Origin of the sequence: Croceitalea sp. MTPC6 (genome assembly GCF_036985525.1) — a bacterium.
Lineage (GTDB): Bacteria > Bacteroidota > Bacteroidia > Flavobacteriales > Flavobacteriaceae > Croceitalea.
In genome coordinates, this window is the sequence record NZ_BTGR01000013.1 from 1 (window position 1) to 20202 (window position 20202).

The 20202-nt window shown below is 35.1% G+C and carries 14 protein-coding genes; 8 read left to right on the top strand and 6 right to left on the bottom strand.

What is annotated here, in order from left to right; genetic code table 11:
• From AACP56_RS16835 to AACP56_RS16845, 3 genes are all read right to left on the bottom strand, one after another.
• On the bottom strand, window positions 1-1212 hold a 1212-nt coding region (locus AACP56_RS16835; protein WP_339340005.1), incomplete at its 3' end, for a glycosyltransferase family 4 protein.
• Complete coding sequence (locus AACP56_RS16840; RefSeq protein WP_339334921.1) at window positions 1209-3083, bottom strand: heparinase II/III domain-containing protein; 1875 nt, start codon at window positions 3081-3083, stop codon at window positions 1209-1211. The genes AACP56_RS16840 and AACP56_RS16835, both read right to left, overlap by 4 nt.
• 346 nt (window positions 3084-3429) lie before the next feature.
• Complete coding sequence (locus AACP56_RS16845; RefSeq protein ID WP_339340007.1) at window positions 3430-4611, bottom strand: glycosyltransferase; 1182 nt, start codon at window positions 4609-4611, stop codon at window positions 3430-3432.
• Window positions 4612-5147: 536 nt separating this feature from the next.
• On the opposite strand from AACP56_RS16845, the gene AACP56_RS16850 reads away from it, so the two are divergent.
• The 5 genes from AACP56_RS16850 to AACP56_RS16870 all read left to right on the top strand — a co-directional run bounded on the left by AACP56_RS16850 (window position 5148) and on the right by AACP56_RS16870 (window position 11345).
• Window positions 5148-6185, top strand: a complete 1038-nt coding sequence (locus AACP56_RS16850) for an O-antigen ligase family protein (RefSeq protein ID WP_339334917.1) — start codon at window positions 5148-5150, stop codon at window positions 6183-6185.
• Window positions 6182-7327 carry a glycosyltransferase family 4 protein gene (locus tag AACP56_RS16855; protein ID WP_339334915.1) on the top strand — a complete coding sequence of 382 codons (1146 nt, stop codon included), beginning with the start codon at window positions 6182-6184 and terminating at the stop codon, window positions 7325-7327. The genes AACP56_RS16850 and AACP56_RS16855 overlap by 4 nt, the downstream gene beginning before the upstream one ends.
• Window positions 7328-7367: 40 nt before the next feature.
• The gene (locus tag AACP56_RS16860) at window positions 7368-8825 is read left to right on the top strand and encodes a lipopolysaccharide biosynthesis protein (RefSeq protein ID WP_339334913.1); all 1458 of its coding nucleotides are present in this window, start codon (window positions 7368-7370) and stop codon (window positions 8823-8825) included.
• Window positions 8826-9508: 683 nt separating this feature from the next.
• Window positions 9509-10981, top strand: coding sequence for a heparin lyase I family protein (locus AACP56_RS16865; protein ID WP_339334911.1), 1473 nt, complete (start codon window positions 9509-9511; stop codon window positions 10979-10981).
• A 142-nt stretch (window positions 10982-11123) separates the two neighbouring features.
• Window positions 11124-11345 (top strand): hypothetical protein, encoded by a 222-nt coding sequence (locus AACP56_RS16870; RefSeq protein WP_339334909.1) that lies wholly within the window; start codon window positions 11124-11126, stop codon window positions 11343-11345.
• A 334-nt stretch (window positions 11346-11679) separates the two neighbouring features.
• On the opposite strand, the gene asnB is transcribed toward AACP56_RS16870, so the two are convergent.
• The 3 genes from asnB to AACP56_RS16885 form a co-directional block, all read right to left on the bottom strand.
• On the bottom strand, window positions 11680-13548 hold the full coding sequence (gene asnB / locus AACP56_RS16875; protein ID WP_339334907.1) for an asparagine synthase (glutamine-hydrolyzing): 1869 nt from the start codon (window positions 13546-13548) through the stop codon (window positions 11680-11682).
• Between the two features lie 88 nt (window positions 13549-13636).
• Window positions 13637-14656 carry an NAD-dependent epimerase gene (locus tag AACP56_RS16880; protein ID WP_339334905.1) on the bottom strand — a complete coding sequence of 340 codons (1020 nt, stop codon included), beginning with the start codon at window positions 14654-14656 and terminating at the stop codon, window positions 13637-13639.
• The gene (locus AACP56_RS16885; RefSeq protein ID WP_339334903.1) at window positions 14653-16050 is read right to left on the bottom strand and encodes a nucleotide sugar dehydrogenase; all 1398 of its coding nucleotides are present in this window, start codon (window positions 16048-16050) and stop codon (window positions 14653-14655) included. Before AACP56_RS16885 ends, AACP56_RS16880 begins: the two co-directional genes overlap by 4 nt.
• Before the next feature lie 301 nt (window positions 16051-16351).
• Here AACP56_RS16885 and AACP56_RS16890 point away from each other — a divergent pair, with 301 nt between their 5' ends.
• From AACP56_RS16890 to AACP56_RS16900, 3 genes are read left to right on the top strand one after another with little or no spacing between them, the layout of a single operon-like run.
• Window positions 16352-17440 carry a DegT/DnrJ/EryC1/StrS family aminotransferase gene (locus tag AACP56_RS16890; protein ID WP_445227695.1) on the top strand — a complete coding sequence of 363 codons (1089 nt, stop codon included), beginning with the start codon at window positions 16352-16354 and terminating at the stop codon, window positions 17438-17440.
• Window positions 17437-19395: a polysaccharide biosynthesis protein gene (locus AACP56_RS16895; protein WP_339334899.1), complete on the top strand. Its 1959-nt coding sequence runs from the start codon at window positions 17437-17439 to the stop codon at window positions 19393-19395. The genes AACP56_RS16890 and AACP56_RS16895 overlap by 4 nt, the downstream gene beginning before the upstream one ends.
• Window positions 19396-19413: 18 nt before the next feature.
• Complete coding sequence (locus AACP56_RS16900; protein ID WP_339334897.1) at window positions 19414-20190, top strand: polysaccharide biosynthesis/export family protein; 777 nt, start codon at window positions 19414-19416, stop codon at window positions 20188-20190.
• Window positions 20191-20202 lie beyond the last annotated feature (12 nt).

The following is a 20202-nucleotide window of genomic DNA, read 5'->3' on the forward strand; positions in this document are numbered from 1 at the left end:
ATTCAAATACTTAAGTGCCAATTTATCTCTGTCAAAATGTTCTTTCGCATGGTTATACCCATTTAAACCTTGTTCAATTATATTATGCTCTCCCCTTAGGTAACTCCGAATCTTTTCTGCTATGTCATTAGCATTTTCGGGTTCTGCAAAAGTACCACATTCGGCATCTTCGATGAGTTTTCTAGAGACACCATCAATTGCTAAAAGAATGGGCTTTTTACAGGACATATAATCAAATGTTTTGTTCGAATAAATGGTCTTAAAGGTATCAACCTTCTTTAATACTGCAGTTCCCATATCAGACGCAAGTATATATTTGAAGGCTGTATGTTTATCCACGATGCCAATAAATCGAACGTTGTTTAAGTTTCTTTTTTTAACTTCCTCAATTAACATATCTTTTGTGGGTCCTCCTCCAATAAGTTGTATTAGGACATTGGTGTCAGTAAGCTTTTCGGCGGCATCAATTAATTGGATTAAATGGTTTGCGATACCATGGGCACCTATATAGGTAATCACAAACTTATTATCAATTCCCTCTTCCTTTCTGAATTTTTCTCGATCAAAGCTTTGTGCAACCTTTTCTGCTAAGCTAAAATCTGCAGCATTGGGAATATAAATGATTTTCTCTTTTGGAATGCCCTTTTTAATTAAAGCTTCTCTAAAGGCAGGGGTAAGAACATTGATTAGATCTGAGTTGTTATATATAAAAGCCTCAAATTTATATGAGAACTTTATCAAAGCTGAATTACTGATTACGCCCGTATCTATGGCGGATTCCGGCCATAAATCCCGAACTTCAAAAACCAGTGGTATTCTTTTTAACTTTGATAATATATAAGCGGTAATTCCTACAAAAAGGGGAGGAGATGTGACAACAAGGGCATCATATTTACCTTTCACCAAAAATAAACCAGCCCAGGTACTTGAAAAAACGAAGGAAAAATATGCCCACAACCTTCCCAAAAAATTCACATCATATTGTTCTGACACGTGACATCTATAGACATCCACATTTTTTTCAAAATCTTTGTCCAAATAGAAAAATTTACCTTTAAATCTAGGATCAACTTTCTTCGCTCCTTCTAGCATTCCAGCTATTACGGATACTTCATGCCCTTCCTCTGCCCAAACTTTGGTCATTTGATTAAACCGGGAGCCTCCTCCTTGATTTTTTCCTAAAAAATATTGATGTATTAATAATATCTTCATTTTGACTTAATTTCAATAGTAGTTTCAAAACCTTTTTCTGAAATATAGGTGTGCCTAATTGAAGGTTCTATTTCTCCATAATAATTAGAACACCATTTTTCTTCAATTTCTGGATTGAGAAGAATCCCATCAGAATCTTGACAAATAATATTAATTTGACTATATGTTCTCGGATTGAAATGCCAATAAAGCTGAGCGGTTAAATTTTCAGCATTTTGGATTGAATCTGAGATAGTCCATTTATTCTGCCCCTTCTTTTTACTAAGCGCCCTTTTATGAACGATTTTATTCCCCAATTCAGGGAATCCTTGAAATTGGCCAATAAACATATAGGAATTTGCGGTTTCTGAAAGGTTAGCCTTTGCTTTTTTGGTCCAATAATTCCAAATAAACCTACTTCCTTTTAACATTTGATCCTTGCACTCCAAAGACACTGTATTATGCCCACGACATCTTGAGAAAAACTCGCTATATTCTTCTGTGGTGTTGTATTTATAGGATCCTGTATCCCAAATGTAGTTTTCACCATCTAGCCAAATATCGACATGTAAATTATCTGCATGTCCTGGTCTGTCTTTGTATTGCGCACATTTAGCAAAGGTCTTGGTTGAACCGTCATTGATAACAAAATTTCCACCCAAAGGGAAAGAAGCCAGATTGGTATATTCGTGAGCAATAACTGTTGTATTATTCACTCCATACCATTGTTGACTTTCATCTTGTCTTGAAACTTCATTAAAGAGTACAGCACTTAAGTCATTCAACTGTGATGTATATTCTCGGTAATCATCATTAGTTAACTTGAAAAAAAGTGCGCCATCATTAGCTCCGTAATTTGGAAGTTTTCCACTCCGATCGTCTTGACATTGCCTTAGAAAATTTAAAGATTTCTTGGCCCTATCATATACAGTTGAATTAAGTCTGGAATTGTGAATTTCACCAAGTTTAATTCCCCAGGTAAGCAGTTGAATGGCAACCCGATGGTAATTCATGGAAAACTGCAGAAATGTTCCATCTTCATAAATCTGATAGGCAATCTCTTTCTGGAACCACTTTTTACCTTTTACAGACCATTTTTTGGTATCAGGTAAAAACGGAAATAGTATACCTCCCAAAAAGAGCATTAGTGTTTCGGTTAAAGCGTGATTATTTCGTACAGCAATTCTAGAGAAGTTGATGTTGTTGTATACATGATGTAACTGCCAATAGATGGCATTCATAATAGAATTAAACCTTTTCTCCGTTAACGCAGCAGAATTTCTATAATAATACAGTGCAAACGTCCAATTGAGAATCCTTAAACTTATTTCTTGACTGCATCTATAGTTGGGTCCCAAGTTTATTGGGTTATGAGTCAAAAAGGATTCAATCTCGCTGAACACCAATTTGGAACAGTCTTTATCAAAATGATAATCATAACGAATAATGTCGTACAAGAAAGAAAAACGTGCCTTCTCCCAAACGAATTTAATGTCACCTGCCTGTTTAGAAAGGTCGACTATTTTAGACCAGTGTTTTAATTCATATTGATATCCGGTCTCGGGATTTGTGATCCAATTGAAGTCTTTTCCCAATGATAATTTTGTTCTACTGAAAAAAGTGTAGGTATGATTTAAAATATCGTTATAGTTTTCCTGTAATTCAGGATGTTGATTCTTAGGAATTTTCAATGATTCTTTCGATTCAAAGAAAAATTTTGGAGCATTCTTTTTCCATTCATCCAAGGTTAAAGAGCAATCAACGAATTCAGGTTGTGTAGGAAATCTAGATTTTAAAAGCCCCGTTTTCCTGCGTAATTCATAAGATAATCGGAATAGGGTATAGCGCATACCCATATTTCGAATGATATTTAATAGTCTAAGAATTTTCAAAGTTTAGGAAATACTTTAAGAGGTTTATTATTTGATTCATCAAAAATTGAATACAAACTTAATTCGGATATAACTAATAACTTAAGAAATCAGATAATAACTCCAAATATTTAGATGAACTGATGCGTTTGAACACCACAACGATGGTTTATATTTATATATTGTGTCATCTTTCTAGCTCTAGGACAGCTTTTCTTTAAAAATAAATGTGATATGATGGATGTTGAAAAGGGGATTATAATTAGAAACGTGTAAACGTATGGCTTTGCGATAAAATTTTATTAACATATAATATGATTAAAGTTCCATGTATTTCAATGATTTATTGGTATGATAAAGAAAAAAATTAATTGTTATTAAGGAGTATAGTATTTATTAACTCAGCCTGGTATTCGGCATTATATTTTTCCCTTATAATTTTATTGCAATTACTTCTCATTAATTCTTCTGGTGTGTCTCTATTTTCAACAATCCATTGCTTAGTTTTTAAAGCCAGATCAGAAATGGAATTTCTTTTAAAAAGCATACCGTTGACACCAGGTTCAATAGCTTCATATTCAGGCATTTGATAATTGAAATCATCATGCGATATTACAGGAGTTCCATTGCCTAACGCTGACATTGCTGTCAATCCCACTTCACCTGGCGATACACAAAGGCTACTTATATTAAACAATAGTTCAAGTTCTTCTTTCTTAAAAGAAGATCCATAAAAATGGCAATAATCGGTTAGGTTCAAGCTTTGGGCTAAGCTTTCTAAGTCTTTTCGGGCCTCGCCATCTCCTACGAAGAGTACATTAACTTTGAAGTCTTCTTCAATCAAAATTTGGGCTGCTTCGAGAATTTGACTTAATCTTTTCACATATGTTAGCCGGCCTACGAAAATAATTATGGGTAAATTCGGATACTTGAAGAGTTGTTGTTTTGTATTGTTACGTGTTTCAATAGGAATCTCATTTTTCTTAATCAAATCATCAATGCTTCCTGTTGAATTGTAAATGACATGTAGCTTTTTTTCTGGAAGGCCATTTTTAGCCATTACTGCCTTGGCTTTATGACCATATAACATGAGCCCATCACTCAATCCATAAAAAACCTTTCTAAGTCTCCATTTCCAATCCTTTTTTGTGGATATTACTCCATGGGTCCACATATATACTTTCTTACCTGTAATCTTAAGATAAAAGGTTGCGAACCAAGTAGAAAGGTAGTACGCATTTGCTAAGAAAATAACATCATCAAACTTTTCATTCTGCAAAAGCCTCAACAACCCCGATTGCCAAAGGATAGCTTCCTTATAAATCCATTTATTTTTTATAAATTTCCAACGGAGGCCTCCATCCTCTAAATTTTTGTTGGCTATATCTGGGTCTATTTTTTTAATATCGTTTCCGGAATCAGAATCTGAAATCAGAGTGTATCTAATAGAAGTTGATTTCATAAGCTCTCGTAAGACCGGTAATCTATAAAGGGCAAAATACGGATATATTATTGCCACATTTTTTATGGTTTTATCCAAATGGTTCATATTTTGGCTTTGGTGTTTTAAAGATTAAAGACTTTTCCAGTTCCTATTACTAAAGCACTCGTAATATAATTATTCAAACTAAAAAGACCTATAATAATTTATTTTCAAATTTATATTTTATTCATCAGGACCAGACAAAAAACAATTTATTATCGTTTATATTGTAAAAATTTAGGTGTATTTTTTTGAATGCTGTTTCTCAAAGAATCATCGCATAAATGAAGGAACTGGTTACAACCTTAATTTAGAATATTCCAATCATAGTTGGTTTATTTAATTAAATCTTCTTTTGTTCGATAAAAACCAGTTTTTAATCTATTAAGATAGCGTTCCTACTTATTTTTTATTTATTTTGCCTTTCGATGCTTAATGCCCTTAAATAAATTATGATAAGGACTTTTAATATCCTCAATGATTACTGTCTAGTTTTACTTGTATTTTCTGTAACTTTTGAGAGTTGGGATCCTTTTCAATTAGTTGGGACGGTTTCGGTCACCTATATTACAACCATACTTTATTTAGCAACTTGGGTTCCATTGATTGGTCGTAATTTTCATTTTGCACCATTTAAAAAATTTGTAATACCCTTAGTATTGTTGCTTGTGGTTGGGTTTATTAATTCTGCTATAAACTCTGAATATGTGACTGAATTGAAATTGGCTTATGAGTACAGAACACTTCTTTTAATTGTTTTAATGACCTTTATTGCTGCTCATCTTTATATTAAGCCCAAAACTTTACCTATGGTTTTGAATAGTTATATAGCTAGTATACTTTTGGTTTCTTTATTGGTTTCACTCGGATTAGGTATCTCATATGAGCATGGTAGATTATTGTTGTTCAAGGAAAATCCAAATATTATGGGAGCAAAAGCTTCTTTCGCTTTTCTAATCGCTATTTCACGGCTAATTAATAAATTCTCCATTATAAGATTAATAGTCATTGGCGCTATTTGTATCCCCTTTATTGGCTTGGTTGCTACTTCTGGTTCACGTGGAGCTTTTGTATCTATGTTTTTGGGGCTTGCCGTTCTACTGTATTTTAGGGATACGGGGATTCTACAGAAATGGGCACTCCTAATTTTTGCTGCACTTGCCTCCGGTATGCTGATAACTTATTTATTGGAAAATAATCCACTTATGGCAGCACGCTTTTTAGAAACGGTGGAAAAAGGTGAAACAGGAAGAAATGTACTGTGGGATGCTGCATTTAATATAATTAAGGATAATATTATTATTGGGGCTGGATTTGAAGGCGTTATACCTAGGATGTTTCAGTATTCAGGAATTTATTTGGTTCCGCATAATATTTTTCTTTATGTTTTTATCGCAGCTGGCCTTCCCGGAATAATTTTATTTATGATTTTTCTGGTGCGGTTAATTAAATTATTACTGCTTCATTTTAAAAAATCTGGAGATTCTTTAAACCTTGTTATATTCGTTATTGTCATCTTTAATATGTCTAAACAAGGGGGCAGTATTCGAAAAATATTATTCTGGTTCTTTTTTGCGGTGTTGATAGGTTCTACTGTCCACATAGTATCCATGGTTAAACAAGAAAAACTAGCTCAATGAAAATATTGGTAGTATCTAACAATTATCCATCTTTAGAAAAACCAGCGAGGGGTACGTTTGTATATAATTTGGTACAGCAATTTTGTAAGCTGGGACATGAGGTAACTGTAATATGCCCAAAAAATATTTTATCTATAGGGGCCAAAAAAGTTAAATCCTATGGAGTAGAGAACTGTACGGTTTATCGCCCGTTATCTTTTTCCTTATCTAACAAGCAGATAGGTTTCTTTAATACGTATAGAATTACCGAGATAGTTCAAATCAAAGGCATAAAAAGAATTGCCAAAAAACATAATCTGGAATTTGATTTTGTATACGCCCATTTTATGACTAATGGTATTATCGCGGTAAATGCACTTAAGAAGTACAATAAACCTTTCTTCGTTGCCATAGGAGAAAATGATCTTACAAAGTTATTACAGGGTATATTGAACAATACCCTAAATCCTAAAGATTACTTTAAACAAAGTATAATGCAAATACGAGGTTATATAGCCGTTTCAAATAAGTTAAAAAACCAATTAATCGATGACTACGGGATTTCCAAAAACAGAATATTAATGAAACCCAATGCTGTTGACCTTACTAAATTCTATAAAAGGAATAAAGTAGACATGAGGAAGAAATATAAACTCCCTATGGATATTAAACTAGTCGCTTTTGTAGGTAGATTTGAGCCCGTGAAAGGACCTTTGCGAGTATTGGAAGCCGTTCAAAATTTAGACAATGTTGGAGCATTGTTCTTAGGCAGTGGATATCAGGAACCGGAAGGTACTTCGGTTTTTTTCAAAGGAAGTGTTCCATCTTATCAAATCCCCGAGTTACTCTCTGCCGCGGATCTTTTCGTGCTGCCAACGCAAAAAGAAGGATCGTGCAATGCTATTGTTGAGGCCATTGCCTGCGGATTACCAGTGGTGTCTTCAAATATTCCAGAAGTAATGGATCAATGTAATCCTTCTTTTTCCATTTTGGTTAATCCCTTGGATGTAAAAGCTATAGAACGCGCTATAGAATCGATTCTCAGTGACGAGGAAAGAATTGCAGAAATGTCCAATAACGCCTTGAAACACTCGAAGAATTTTGAAATAGGTGAAAGGGCACTAAGTATACTGGATTTTATTCAAGGTAAGTTAGAAGAATAAAATAAACTAGCATCCATCACAAATTTAATATGACCAACGAATGAGCCTCAGTGATAAGATTAAGCACGCAGGTAAATGGCAGTCATTTTCAGTCCTCTCCCTAAATGTTTTAAAGATTCTTTACTTTTCTATAATGACTAGGCTTTTACTTAAAGAAGACTATGGTCTTATGGCTATTATCAATGGAATCATTGGCATCGGAAACATTTTTATAGAAGGCGGTATGGGTGCTGCATTGATACAACGAAAGGAAATAAATAACAAACATATTAATGGCGCCTTGCAAACCTGCTTTTTTTTAGGACTCATACTATGTGCTGTTTTATATATTATGGCACCATTTATTGCTTCGGTATACAATGACCTTAGATTAGATAACCTCATTAAAGTATCTTCTTTGAACCTTATATTACTTGCGCTAGGAAATATTTCAATGAGTTTACTTTTTAAATATTACTCCTTTAAAAATGTCGCGATAGTCAATATTATCTCAAATATAATTGGTTATGGCACTGGTATTTATTTAGCTATGAATGGTTATGGAGTATGGTCTCTTGTTATTGCGACCCTTATTGCCTCCTTGCTAAGCGCAATAGCTTTGCTTTATTTGGCTCCAATAAAAATCAGCTTAAAGGTTCATTATGAAGAGGCCCGTCAGTTATTTAGTTTTGGTTTTGGTATAGTGTTGTTGGCGTTTATCAGTTTTTTATCGAGAAATGGGCTGAATCTAATATTAGGAAAATTCTTTGCACAAGATATGCTGGGTGTCTATGAGAGAACCTCTAGGGTAAAGGAAATACCAAGTGAACTTCTTGGAAAGATTATAAATCAAGTTATGTTTCCTGTAATGTCCGAAATTCAGGATGAGAATGAAAGATTGATTAAAGTTTACAAATTTGGGTTGGGGTTTAGTAACTCCATTATGATTCCCACTACGGTTTTTCTAGTTTTTTTTTCAGCTGAAATTGTACAAATTCTGATGGGAGCAAATTGGCCGGAAGCTGTCTTGCCCTTGCAAATTATGTTTCTTATTCTAACTTTCAGTAATGCCGGTAAAACGACAGATGAAGTTATTAAGGCCAAAGGCCTTGTTTATAAAAATGTCACTCGCAAGTTCATTTTCACGGTAATCATTCTAGTATTTTCTGGTGCTTTGGGTTATTTATACGGAATCAATGGTGCGGCTGTTGGAATTGTTATAAGCCATTTTATAAACTATATTATGATGATTGTTTTAGTGAAAAATGTTTTTATGGGATCTATTGGAGAATATTTTTACAAGCCTTTGGCAGCAGGATTAAAACTGGGACTGTATTTAGGTGTTTTAATCTTTGCCTATAAATATTTATTCAATTTAGGGGGAGAAACGGATGTCACTATGTTTGTTGTATTTACGGTAAGCTTACTCATATTATGTGCCGGGTTGTTAAAGTTTAAACCTTCTGTATTTGGACAATATTTAGAATTGGCAATTAGAAATATGTTGAACAAAGGGTAATACCTTGTTTTTAGTACAAGAAGAATATATATTATTTTGATTTTTAATTTAGAGAGAACAAATGCCAATTAATATCAGGGCTTAGGGCTCAAAAAAAAGCAGACCTCATGATTATATTATAATTTGTCCAAAACACTTGGCTTTGCGATTCTCCGGCAAAGAAGGGAATTCTAGTATTTGCAGCACGTCAACTATGTGAAATATGGACTTCCTAATAATAATTAAGCTATCGAAGATTTAAGAATTATTTTTCGCCTATAATGGGGCATTCAAATTAACAATTACTCGGAATATCAACTTACTTGTGAGGCTATGCCAATAACATCTTATTTCACCAGGAAACCCCGGATATAAATTTCACTTGCCTCAAAATTCTGATATGTTTTTTGATATTGAATAACTTTAAGAATTTAAAATCCTATCAACTATCATTGATTAGGACCTTATTTCTAATCAGAGTTCGTTAATTCTTCCTAAAAATCAAAACTATTTGTTAAAGAATAGTGTAGTTCATCGAATAAATAAATCTGTGAGATCTAAAAGTATAGTTTGATACGTTTAAGATTTAGTATCAAATGGGTATTTCATCGAAAAACTAATACCATTTGTCGTTAATTATTGAAATTAAAATATTTTTACATAATTCCAATTCGATGGTCAAAGAACCTAAATTACTTAACATTATGAAATTTTATACCCCAAGTCCCCTAGCATTGCTGTGCTTCATTTGTAGTATTCTAATCTTTAATTCTTGCAATAAAGATTCGGATTTATTCAACGAATACGTCCTCTTAGACGAGGAAACTGACCCTATAGAAAATGCCGATAGTGATGGTACTGATGGAAGTGACGAAGAAGGGGGAGGTACCGAAGAAGGAGGAAGTGAGCCAACAGACCGGCCTTCTAATGGTGTTAATTTATTACTAAATGGAACTTTTGAAAATTCCGATGAATGGGAATTATTAAACGGCAGCACTGCAACTGGAGGCGTTTTAACAGTGATAGCTAATGGTAGTATCGGTTCTGATTTTCCCAACTGGTCGGCTGAATATCCTAACATATCACCGCAGACTCTTTACCAAACAAGACGTTATAAATTGACGTTTACCGCTAGACAGGTTTCAGGAAATGGGGTTTTACAAATAGGACAAAGATTTGCCCCTTTTTTTGAAGAACAGATTACAGGCGACTTCGTTACTTACGAAATTGAATATAACGGTGAGGGAAATCCAGCAGGAAACGACCTTGTTATTGGAGGTAGAGGTGTTGAAGATGTTTTTGAAATCAAGAATGCAATCTTAGAAGATATAGGTGCAAGGGCATCAGTGGGTGACGAATCAAGTACAGATTTGCCGTCGGAAATAACTTTTTATACTGATTTTGAAACGGATCAATGGGGAGCAAATGGGGAAAATCCACCCGCAGGAAGCTTTTGGGAAGTTGATCATGGATTACCCAGAACTACAGATCATCCCGATTCACCACTAAAGGCTGGGCGTAATGGTACTGGAAGGGCTTTATGGCTAGGGGCTTATAATGGAGACGCTACGAGGAACGAGGTGGGGAGAGACAATGCTCTTAGCTGGAACGAACATTGGATTGGATTTTCTTTATACATAGATAACCCAATGGCTCAAGATAGAATAATGATGCAAAATGCAAATTTAAACCCTAGTTCTAGTAGCAGAGTAAATGCTCTTGCTTTAAGGCAATCTAGTGGTCAATTAATTTTTAGTATTTGTACAGACGTTAACTCGGTTGATACCCTGCCCACAAATGGAGCTGGATCTAACACTGAATCGGTTTATTTTGATTACAATGATGATGAATGGATTGATATAGTTATTCATTATAAAGGCGCATTTGGGGCAGATTATAGAGGACCGGACACTTCTGAACTTGCGAGGAACTTAGGTTTTGACCCTCGAAGTGATGGGTTTATAGAAATCTGGGTAAACGACGAAAAGATAGTTGACCATGTGGGAACTACAACATTTCGGTACGTGAGACAAGGTGGAGAATATACAGGCTTGATTACACCTAAAATTGGACCATATTGGGCTGATAGAGAAGAAATAGGAGATATTTATTACGATAATTATACAATATGGACAGGCCCTGGAGGAACCTATCAAGCCGTTGATCCAAATAAATAAGATTGCCATATGGAAGCAAGAAAAAACAAGCGTTCTGAGGTTTTTCTAGCAATGGGAATTTGCCGAGATGAGTTATTAAATGCACAAGTTTTTTGCTTCTAGGTGGTGTTAAGTCTAACCTGCAATCTTAATCAGTGGCATGATGTTGTTGTCTATTGGAATCCTAATAATGAATGATGGGAACCTCAAAGATGAAGTACTGAGAGTTTTGGTGGATAGAGATGTTGTTTTTTATAAGGTAAATACATCTTCTGTTTGTAGGAGAAAAAAAGATAATAGACCTATATACTTTAGATATACATCTAAGGCTGTCTCCTATGTTTACGTAGCTGGAAAAGAAAAAATTGGAAGGTCATTACGATAACTTTAAGTCATAGCATGGACTAGGAGGTACGTATTACGATGTAAGCCCTTTTGAGATTGAGCCCTAACGGAATAATGCGAATTGGTCTACGTTATTAGACAAGATAAAAAAGGTGGTCTAGAAGGTATTCTCTAGACCACCTTTTTTGATTTTATTTACGACGGTTTTCTTTAGGCCTTTTTGGGTTTAAAGGTTTATTTTGGGGCTGTACATATTACCAAACCTAGTTTTTGAGATTGTGTACCATAGCCATGAGGCCGAACAGGGCCCACTCCTTTTTTATTTCCTTAATAAAATGAATCTTTTGAAGTTCATCTTCTCTGTTAATTTCCATTTATGGACTTTCTGAAATAATACTATTTTCTTGGTCTATAAAAGTTCGAAACCATATCTCTACTTCCAAAATCCTAAATAGTAATCTTGAGTAGTCCTTCTTTTTTGATATGGTTAATTTTAGCAATTTTTTTATGGTATCCCTATTAAATAGTTTGCGATTATTCAAACGATCGCTCAATAGGATATCCTGAATACTTTTGTTTTCGGTCATCACTTTTTCAATTGGAGATTTAAACCCGATTTTACTCCTATCATAAGTGATATCATCTGGAAGCACATCTTCCATGGCTTTTCTATGTATATATTTACCGAACCCTTGTTGAATTTTATATTGAGCAGGAAGTTTAAATGCGAATTCTACCAACTTATAATCCATAAACGGCAATCTACTTTCTAAAGAATACATCATCGATATGGCGTCTCCATAGTGTAATAAGTTTTCAAGACCATTTTTATGCTGGGTTTTTAGCATTTTATTTACCCGCGTTTCTTTTTTATTGAATTTTAGTTTAGGGACCTTGGCGGTAGTTTTATTATATCGCTTTAGATTGACAGAATATACAAATTCAGTTCCATCTAGTTTTCTGTATAATGATTTTGCCCATCTAGGCAAATGGAGCCTTCCAAAAAGTAATATTGCTGTCTTAAGTGACCATGCTGATTTAAATTCACGTAAATCGCGTGTCGCTTTTTTTAATTTAAGCGAACTTATTAAATCAATAAGGTGATCAACAAATATGGAATCAAGATAGCCTCCCAAAAGTTCATCTGCCCCTTGGCCCTCGAGTATGACCGTAAGCTTTTCTTTAGCCTTTTTGTTAATTTTACTCAGAGGAAATATTGCCGGTGATGCGTGTCCAGATTCCAGATGATAAATTAATTGATTTAGCCTTGGTAAAAAGTCATTATAATCAACAATCACCTGATTGGGTAGAAAATTATAATCCTTTCTTAATGAATCAACAGTCTTATACTCATCATATTTTTCTTCAGGAAAACTAGCCGTATATGTGTTTATTTCCTGGCGGAAAATTTTATCCACGGTACATACTATTGATGCAGAGTCCAAACCTCCAGATAATGTAGCTCCAAGAGGCACATCGCTACGAAGTCTGATTTTAATTGCATCATTGAATATTTTCCTATATGTTTCAAGCGCTTCTGGCCAACTGAGGCTTTTGTCAACTTTATCTGGATAGTCCCAGTATTTATATATGTTATACACCTCTTTTTTAATAATTAAGTTATGGGCAGATGGCAACCTATTTATTCCTTCAAACCAAGATTCTACATTCTGTGCTCCTACTGTCTCTCTACAAAATGCAGAAATAGCATTATAATTTGGTTTTTTTAATTCTGGACAATATTCTAAAATAGATTTAATTTCTGAGGCAAATAATAAGTTACCCTCAAAAATTGTGTAGTAAAAAGGTTTTATTCCAAATCGATCTCTTGAACAGAAAACCGTATCATTTTCTTTATCATAAATTGCAAAGGCCCACATACCATTAAATTTATTCACACAATCTTCACCCCATAAATGATACGCAGCGGTTATTACCTCAGTATCTGAATCGGTTTTGAATTTGTAGCCTGCAATTTGAAGTTCTTCTTTTAATTCTATGTAATTAAAAATTTCACCATTAAATATGATGGTCAATGTTAGATAGTTGAAGGGTTGATTCGCAGATTCTGTGAGATCTAGTATAGATAATCTTGCATGGGCGAAACCAACATAAGGGGTAACTAACTCCGTTTGTCTATTGTCAGGCCCTCTATGTTTAACTCTTTCAATGGATTTTATTATTTTTTCTTGACAAACAAATTTTTCCTTGTCTAAATTTATTATACCAAAAATTCCACACATTATGTTACTTTTTTACCATACCAAGTTCTGCTAACTTAGGTATTATTGTTTATATGTTATTCTTCTCTTAAATAGAAATTCCCATCAACTAGGAATAGTAGTTTTTATACCAATCTATGAAATGCACTATCCCTTCCTTTACTGGAGTGTTTGGACTGTAGCCATGGTCTGCAATCAGGTCATTCACATTTGCCCAGGTTCTAACAACATCTCCTGGCTGCATAGGCAACATATCTTTTTTTGCTTCAACACCTAGAGATTCTTCTATGGATTGAATAAAATCCATGAGCTTGACAGATTGGTTGTTTCCTATATTATATACTTTATAGGGTACATCCACTGCTTGTTGGGCTGTATTTGACTCAATGATTTTTATAACCCCTTCTACAATGTCATCGATATAGGTAAAATCGCGCTCGAGTTGCCCATTGTTAAAGACTTTAATAGGTCTATCATTTAAGATGGCATCTGTGAACAGAAACATGGCCATGTCCGGTCTTCCCCAAGGGCCGTATACCGTAAAAAAACGAAGCCCTGTTGTGGGCAGATTGAACAAATGACTGTAGGTATGAGCCATCAGTTCATTGCTTTTCTTTGTGGCGGCGTAAAGACTTACGGGGTTATCCACGCGATCTTTCGTTTCAAAGGGCACCTTATCATTGGCTCCGTATACACTTGAGCTACTGGCATATACCAAATGTTCAATATTGTTGTGGCGACAAGCCTCCAATATATTTAAAAACCCTACCAAGTTGCTGTCGATATAAGCCTCAGGATTTTCCAAACTGTAACGCACGCCTGCCTGTGCTGCTAAGTTGCATACGACATCAAACGATTCGGTCTTGAACAGTTCAGGAAGATTTTCTCGGTCTTCCAAGGCCATTCTTACAAAACTAAAGTTGGTGTGCGTTACACTTTGTACTAATAAATTTTCATTTTTACCCTGATTTTCTTGGATACCGAGTTCTTTAAGCCTGTCAAATTTTAGCGTTGTGTCGTAATAATCATTAATATTATCAAGGCCGACTACCTCATGTCTTTTTTCCAAGAGGCTCTTGCAGACATGGAAACCTATAAATCCGGCTGCCCCGGTCACCAAAATTTTCATGATTCACCTATTTTGTAGTACTTAAACCCGATATCCTCCATTTTTTTGGTTTTCAACAAACGTCTGCCATCAAAAAGGAAAGCAGGTTTTAACATATTTTCAAAGACCATTCCCCAGTTCAATGTTTTAAATTCGTCCCATTCTGTCATTATCGCTACCGCATGGGCTTGTTCAGTTGCTTTAATTGGATCATCAATAACCTTTAATAATTTCCTGGTTAAACCGAGATCTCGACTTCCTAGGTAATCAAGATCGGCATATATCTGATCTTCTGACACTTTAGGGTCATAAACCACAATCTCCGCTTTCTCATCCAAAAGGGCATCAGCAACATAAATGGCAGCAGATTCCCGAGTATCGTTGGTATCTTTTTTGAAAGCCCAACCATACATAACAATTTTCTTTCCAGAAACGGTATTGTAAAGTGTGGTTACGATGTTTTCTGCAAAACGCCTTTTTTGGTAATCGTTCATTATAATAACTTGCTCCCAATAATCGGCTACTTCGGTCAATCCATAGCTTCGTGCTATATATACCAGATTTAGGATATCTTTTTGAAAACAGGAACCACCAAAACCTACTGAAGCTTGCAAAAACTTAGGACCTATTCTGCTGTCAAAACCGATGGCTTTGGACACTTCTTGCACATTCGCATCGGTTTTTTCGCAAAGTGCGGAAATCGAATTGATGGAAGAGACCCTTTGGGCCAAGAACGCGTTGGCTACCAATTTTGATAACTCAGAAGACCATACATTGGTCTGTAATATTTTCTCTTTGGGAATCCAATTTTCATAGACACTGCTTAGCGCATTTTTAGCTTCTTGGCCAGTTGGGGTGTCATCACCACCTATTAAGACCCTATCCGCATTGAGAAGATCTTCAATTGCAGTACCTTCAGCCAAAAATTCGGGATTGGAAAGTATCTCAAAATGGACTCCCTTGCCGGTATTGTCCAATATGCTTTTTATAGCTTGGGCAGTTCTTACCGGCAAAGTGGATTTTTCAACCACTATTTTGTCATCTTTGGCTACCTCGGCGATATTTCGTGCACACAATTCAATATATTTTAAGTCTGCGGCTTGACCCTTCCCTTTACCATAAGTTTTTGTTGGTGTATTGACCGAAATAAAAATCATTTGAGCCTTATCAATAGCCTTGTCAACCTCCGTTGAGAAAAAAAGGTTTTTATTTCTATTCTCTGCGATGATTTCCTTAAGTCCAGGTTCATATATAGGAAGCTTATCAAGGTTTTCATCATTCCAGTCATTAATTCGCTTTTGATTAATATCGACTACGGTAACATTGATTTCAGGGCATTGATTTGCGATAACCGCCATAGTTGGACCACCGACATATCCTGCTCCAATACAGCAGATTTCTGTAATTTTTTCCATGAAATGATTTTGTTTTTTACGTGCAAAGATTAGTAAATAACTCTACAATTCGGAGAATATTATCGATAAAGTAATTAATAAGGCGATGAGATGTTAAGCTTTCCGGCCGGAGTATTTGACTAGATGCATTTAGAAACGAAAAAGCCCTTTAACCGATATTTTTTGGTATTAAACGAATTATGCCCAATTTTTGACTTTTGGAATAAAAACTATTGCTAATTTGGCTGCGTATTGTTATTGAATCTTACTGAAATTTAACCTTGTGGAAACACTAACTAAGATTTGGCTTTCCTCTCCGCACATGGGAGAAATGGAGCAGTTTTTTGTTAAAGAAGCTTTTGATACGAATTGGATAGCCCCTTTAGGCCCAAACGTTTCAGGTTTCGAAGCTGACATTCAAAGTTATTTGGATGCAGGGGTGCACGTTGCAGCTTTAAGTTCTGGCACCGCAGCGATTCACTTAGGGCTTAAACTTTTAGGTGTGGCTAGAGGAGATGAAGTGCTATGTCAAAGCTTTACTTTTTCGGCATCCGCTAACCCTATAACGTATTTGGGTGCTTTACCAGTCTTTGTGGACAGTGAAAAAGAGACTTGGAATATGTCTCCAGAGCTACTTGAAGCCGCCATAATTGAAAGAATCTCGAAGGGAAAAACACCGAAGGCCATAGTCGTGGTTCACCTATATGGTATGCCATATAAGGTAGATGAGATACATGCTATATCTGAAAAATACAGCATTCCCATTTTGGAGGATAGTGCTGAGGCTTTAGGTAGTACTTACAAGGGAAGAAAATGCGGAACTTTTGGAGATATTGCCATTCTTTCATTTAACGGAAATAAGATTATCACTACTTCTGGGGGAGGTGCCCTGGTGTCGTCCAATAAGTTTCATAAAGAAGATGCTGTTTTTCTAGCTACCCAGGCCAGAGATGATGCACCACATTATCAACATTCCATGATAGGGCACAATTATCGAATGAGCAATGTTTTAGCAGGCATTGGAAGGGGTCAAATGAAAGTCTTAGATAAAAGGGTTGATTCTAGAAGAAGAAACTATGACTACTATCACGAACAACTCAATAACATTGAGAACATGGTCTTTCTTCCGGAACCAAAGGAAATGGTCTCAAATAGATGGCTAAGTTGTGTTTTATTAGATAGTTATGAATTAAGAGAAAAGGTTAGAATTGCATTGTTGGGGGAGAACATTGAATCACGTCCTTTATGGAAGCCAATGCATCTACAACCAATTTTTGAAAACGAGCTCAGTTTTGTAGATGGTACTTCGGAAGATTTATTCGAAAGAGGCCTATGTCTACCTAGTGGATCTAATCTTTCTATGAATGACCTAGAAAGGGTGGTACAAATCATTAAATTTACCTTAGGATGATACAAAACTTTCTAACGAATAAGGCCGAGCGATATGCTTCAAAATGGCTAGTACTGCTAATTGACGTTGTCATTGTGATTATGTCCTTTGCTCTTTCGTACTTAATTCGATTCAATCTTACGTTAAATTTTGATGTTGAAAAACTATTAGTTCAGATACCTTGGATATCCCTTTTGTTTCTATGCTCTTTTTTGATTATCGGTTCTTACAAAGGTGTTGTCCGGCATGCTGGCGTGCAAGATGTTTACAATTTATTCAATGCTATTTGTCTAGCCAGTATTTTGATTATTTTTCTGGTTATCGTCAATAAAGAATATCAGATAGCTGAAAATTTCACTATTCCCCTTTCAATAATTATTATAAATAGTCTTATAAGCTTTATTGCCTTAATTACCTCAAGATTTCTATTTAAGACTTTATACCTGAATTTTTTTAATCAAAATAGGATTAATGCATCAAAAAACGTACTAATTTATGGAGCAGGAGAATCAGGTATTCTAACTTACAGTGCGATAACTAATCATTCCAAGAGTAATGTAAAGGTTTTAGGTTTTGTAGATTATGATAAAAAGAAAATAGGCAAAGTAATAAATGGTGTCAGAGTTTATGCTCCTTCGGTGTTGACCAAAGATTTTATTGTTAGGAAAGGAATATCAGAAGTTATATTTTGCATACAGGGTATCTCCCACAAAAGACTAAAGAACCTAGTGGAAGGATTGGTAGACTTTCCGGTTTCGGTTAAGATTGTGCCGCCGGTCGAGGATTGGATTAATGGGGAATTGAAAGTTTCTCAGATTAAGAATATCCAGATTGAGGATTTATTAAATCGTGCACCTATTGACTTAAATAATTCGAATATAGAAAGGGAATTGAATAATAAGACCGTTTTAGTAACTGGTGGGGCGGGATCAATAGGCAGTGAGTTGGTAAGACAAATATGCAATTTCAAGTATAAATCTTTAATTATTATTGATCAAGCAGAATCGGATTTGTATGATTTACAGCAGGAGTTAAAACAAAAAGGTTTTAATAATTTTATTCCTATAGTAGGAGATGTAAGGGACAAGAAAAGAATGAATTTGCTTTTTGAGCAATACAAGCCAAATATGGTGTTTCATGCTGCTGCATATAAACATGTTCCTTTGATGGAGCAAAATTCTTATGAGGCAATCAAAATAAATATTGCAGGAACTAAAAATATCGCAGATATATCAACCGAACATAAGGTGGATAAATTCGTATTGGTTTCAACAGATAAAGCAGTGAACCCAACAAATATTATGGGTGCCAGTAAACGTATAGCTGAGATTTATGTAAGCTGTCTTCAGCAGCAAAGTGATACGCGCTATATTATTACGAGATTCGGAAATGTTTTAGGATCTAACGGTTCGGTTATTCCATTATTTAGGAAACAAATCGAAAAAGGTGGACCACTTACGCTCACCCATAAAGACATAACACGTTATTTTATGACTATTCCTGAAGCTTCCCAATTAGTTTTAGAGGCTGGTTCTATGGGAGTTGGTGGTGAGATTTTCATATTTGACATGGGTGAGTCCGTTAAGATTTTCGATTTAGCCAAAAATATGATCAAGCTTTCTGGCTTGCAGTATCCGGAGGATATAGATATTACGATTACAGGATTAAGGCCAGGAGAAAAATTATATGAGGAACTATTGGCAAATGGAGAAAATACGCTTCCTACGTATCACAAGAAAATTAAGATTAGTAATACTAGAGAATTGGAATACGACAAACTGAAATCTTTAATTGACGAGCTTTGTATAGCCAATACTTTCTTCGGTGATAATACGGTAAAACTGATGAAACATATTGTTCCTGAGTTTATATCAAACAACTCAGAATTTTGCGAATTGGATAGGAAAGAAAGCGTTACTTTTGAAGCGGACCAAAAAGTCCCGTCACATCAACCTCACAGCGCATTAAATTTGTAAGTTTATATTATTTGATTTATGAAAAAGAAGGATTCGATTTTTTTAGTTAAAGCAATGCTATTATGCATTTTGGTTGTACTTTCCTCATGTGCTTCCAGAAAAGATGTGGTCTATTTTCAGGATACCGAAAATTTTGAAACTTTGGTTAACGATAATGCGTTTGTTTCAAAGTTTAAAGTAGATGATTTAGTTTCCATTCATGTATCTTCATTAAATCCAGAGGCTAGCGCGCCTTTTAACCTTTTCAGAGGTAGTTCTGAAGGGGGGTTTAGAGCCGAACAAATAGATTATTTAGTCGACCAAGCAGGGGAAATCGATTTTCCGGTGATTGGAAAACTGAAAATTGAAGGACTTTCACCGGACGAAGTGCGTGTTCTTTTAAGAGATAGATTATCTGATTATCTGAAAGACCCCATTATAAATATTAGGTTGCGCAATTTTACGGTGACTGTTTTAGGAGAAGTTCTAAGACCTGGTACGTATCCTGTGAATGGAGAACAAATAACGATTTTGGAGGCTTTGGGCCTTGCGGGTGATTTGACGTTACGGGGTGTTCGCAATAATGTATTAGTAATTCGAGATTTTAATGGCACCAAAGTGTATTCCCGTGTTGATTTGACCTCTAAAAATATTACGAAGTCGCCTGTGTTTTATTTGACACAAAATGACGTGGTCTATGTAGAACCTAATAAATCGGGCATTAAAGAAACTTCTCTTGATGCGAGGGCTCCAATCTATGTCTCTATTGTATCAGTGCTAATTACCTCAACTGTTATTTTAATCACACGAAATTAAATTGTGTTTAAA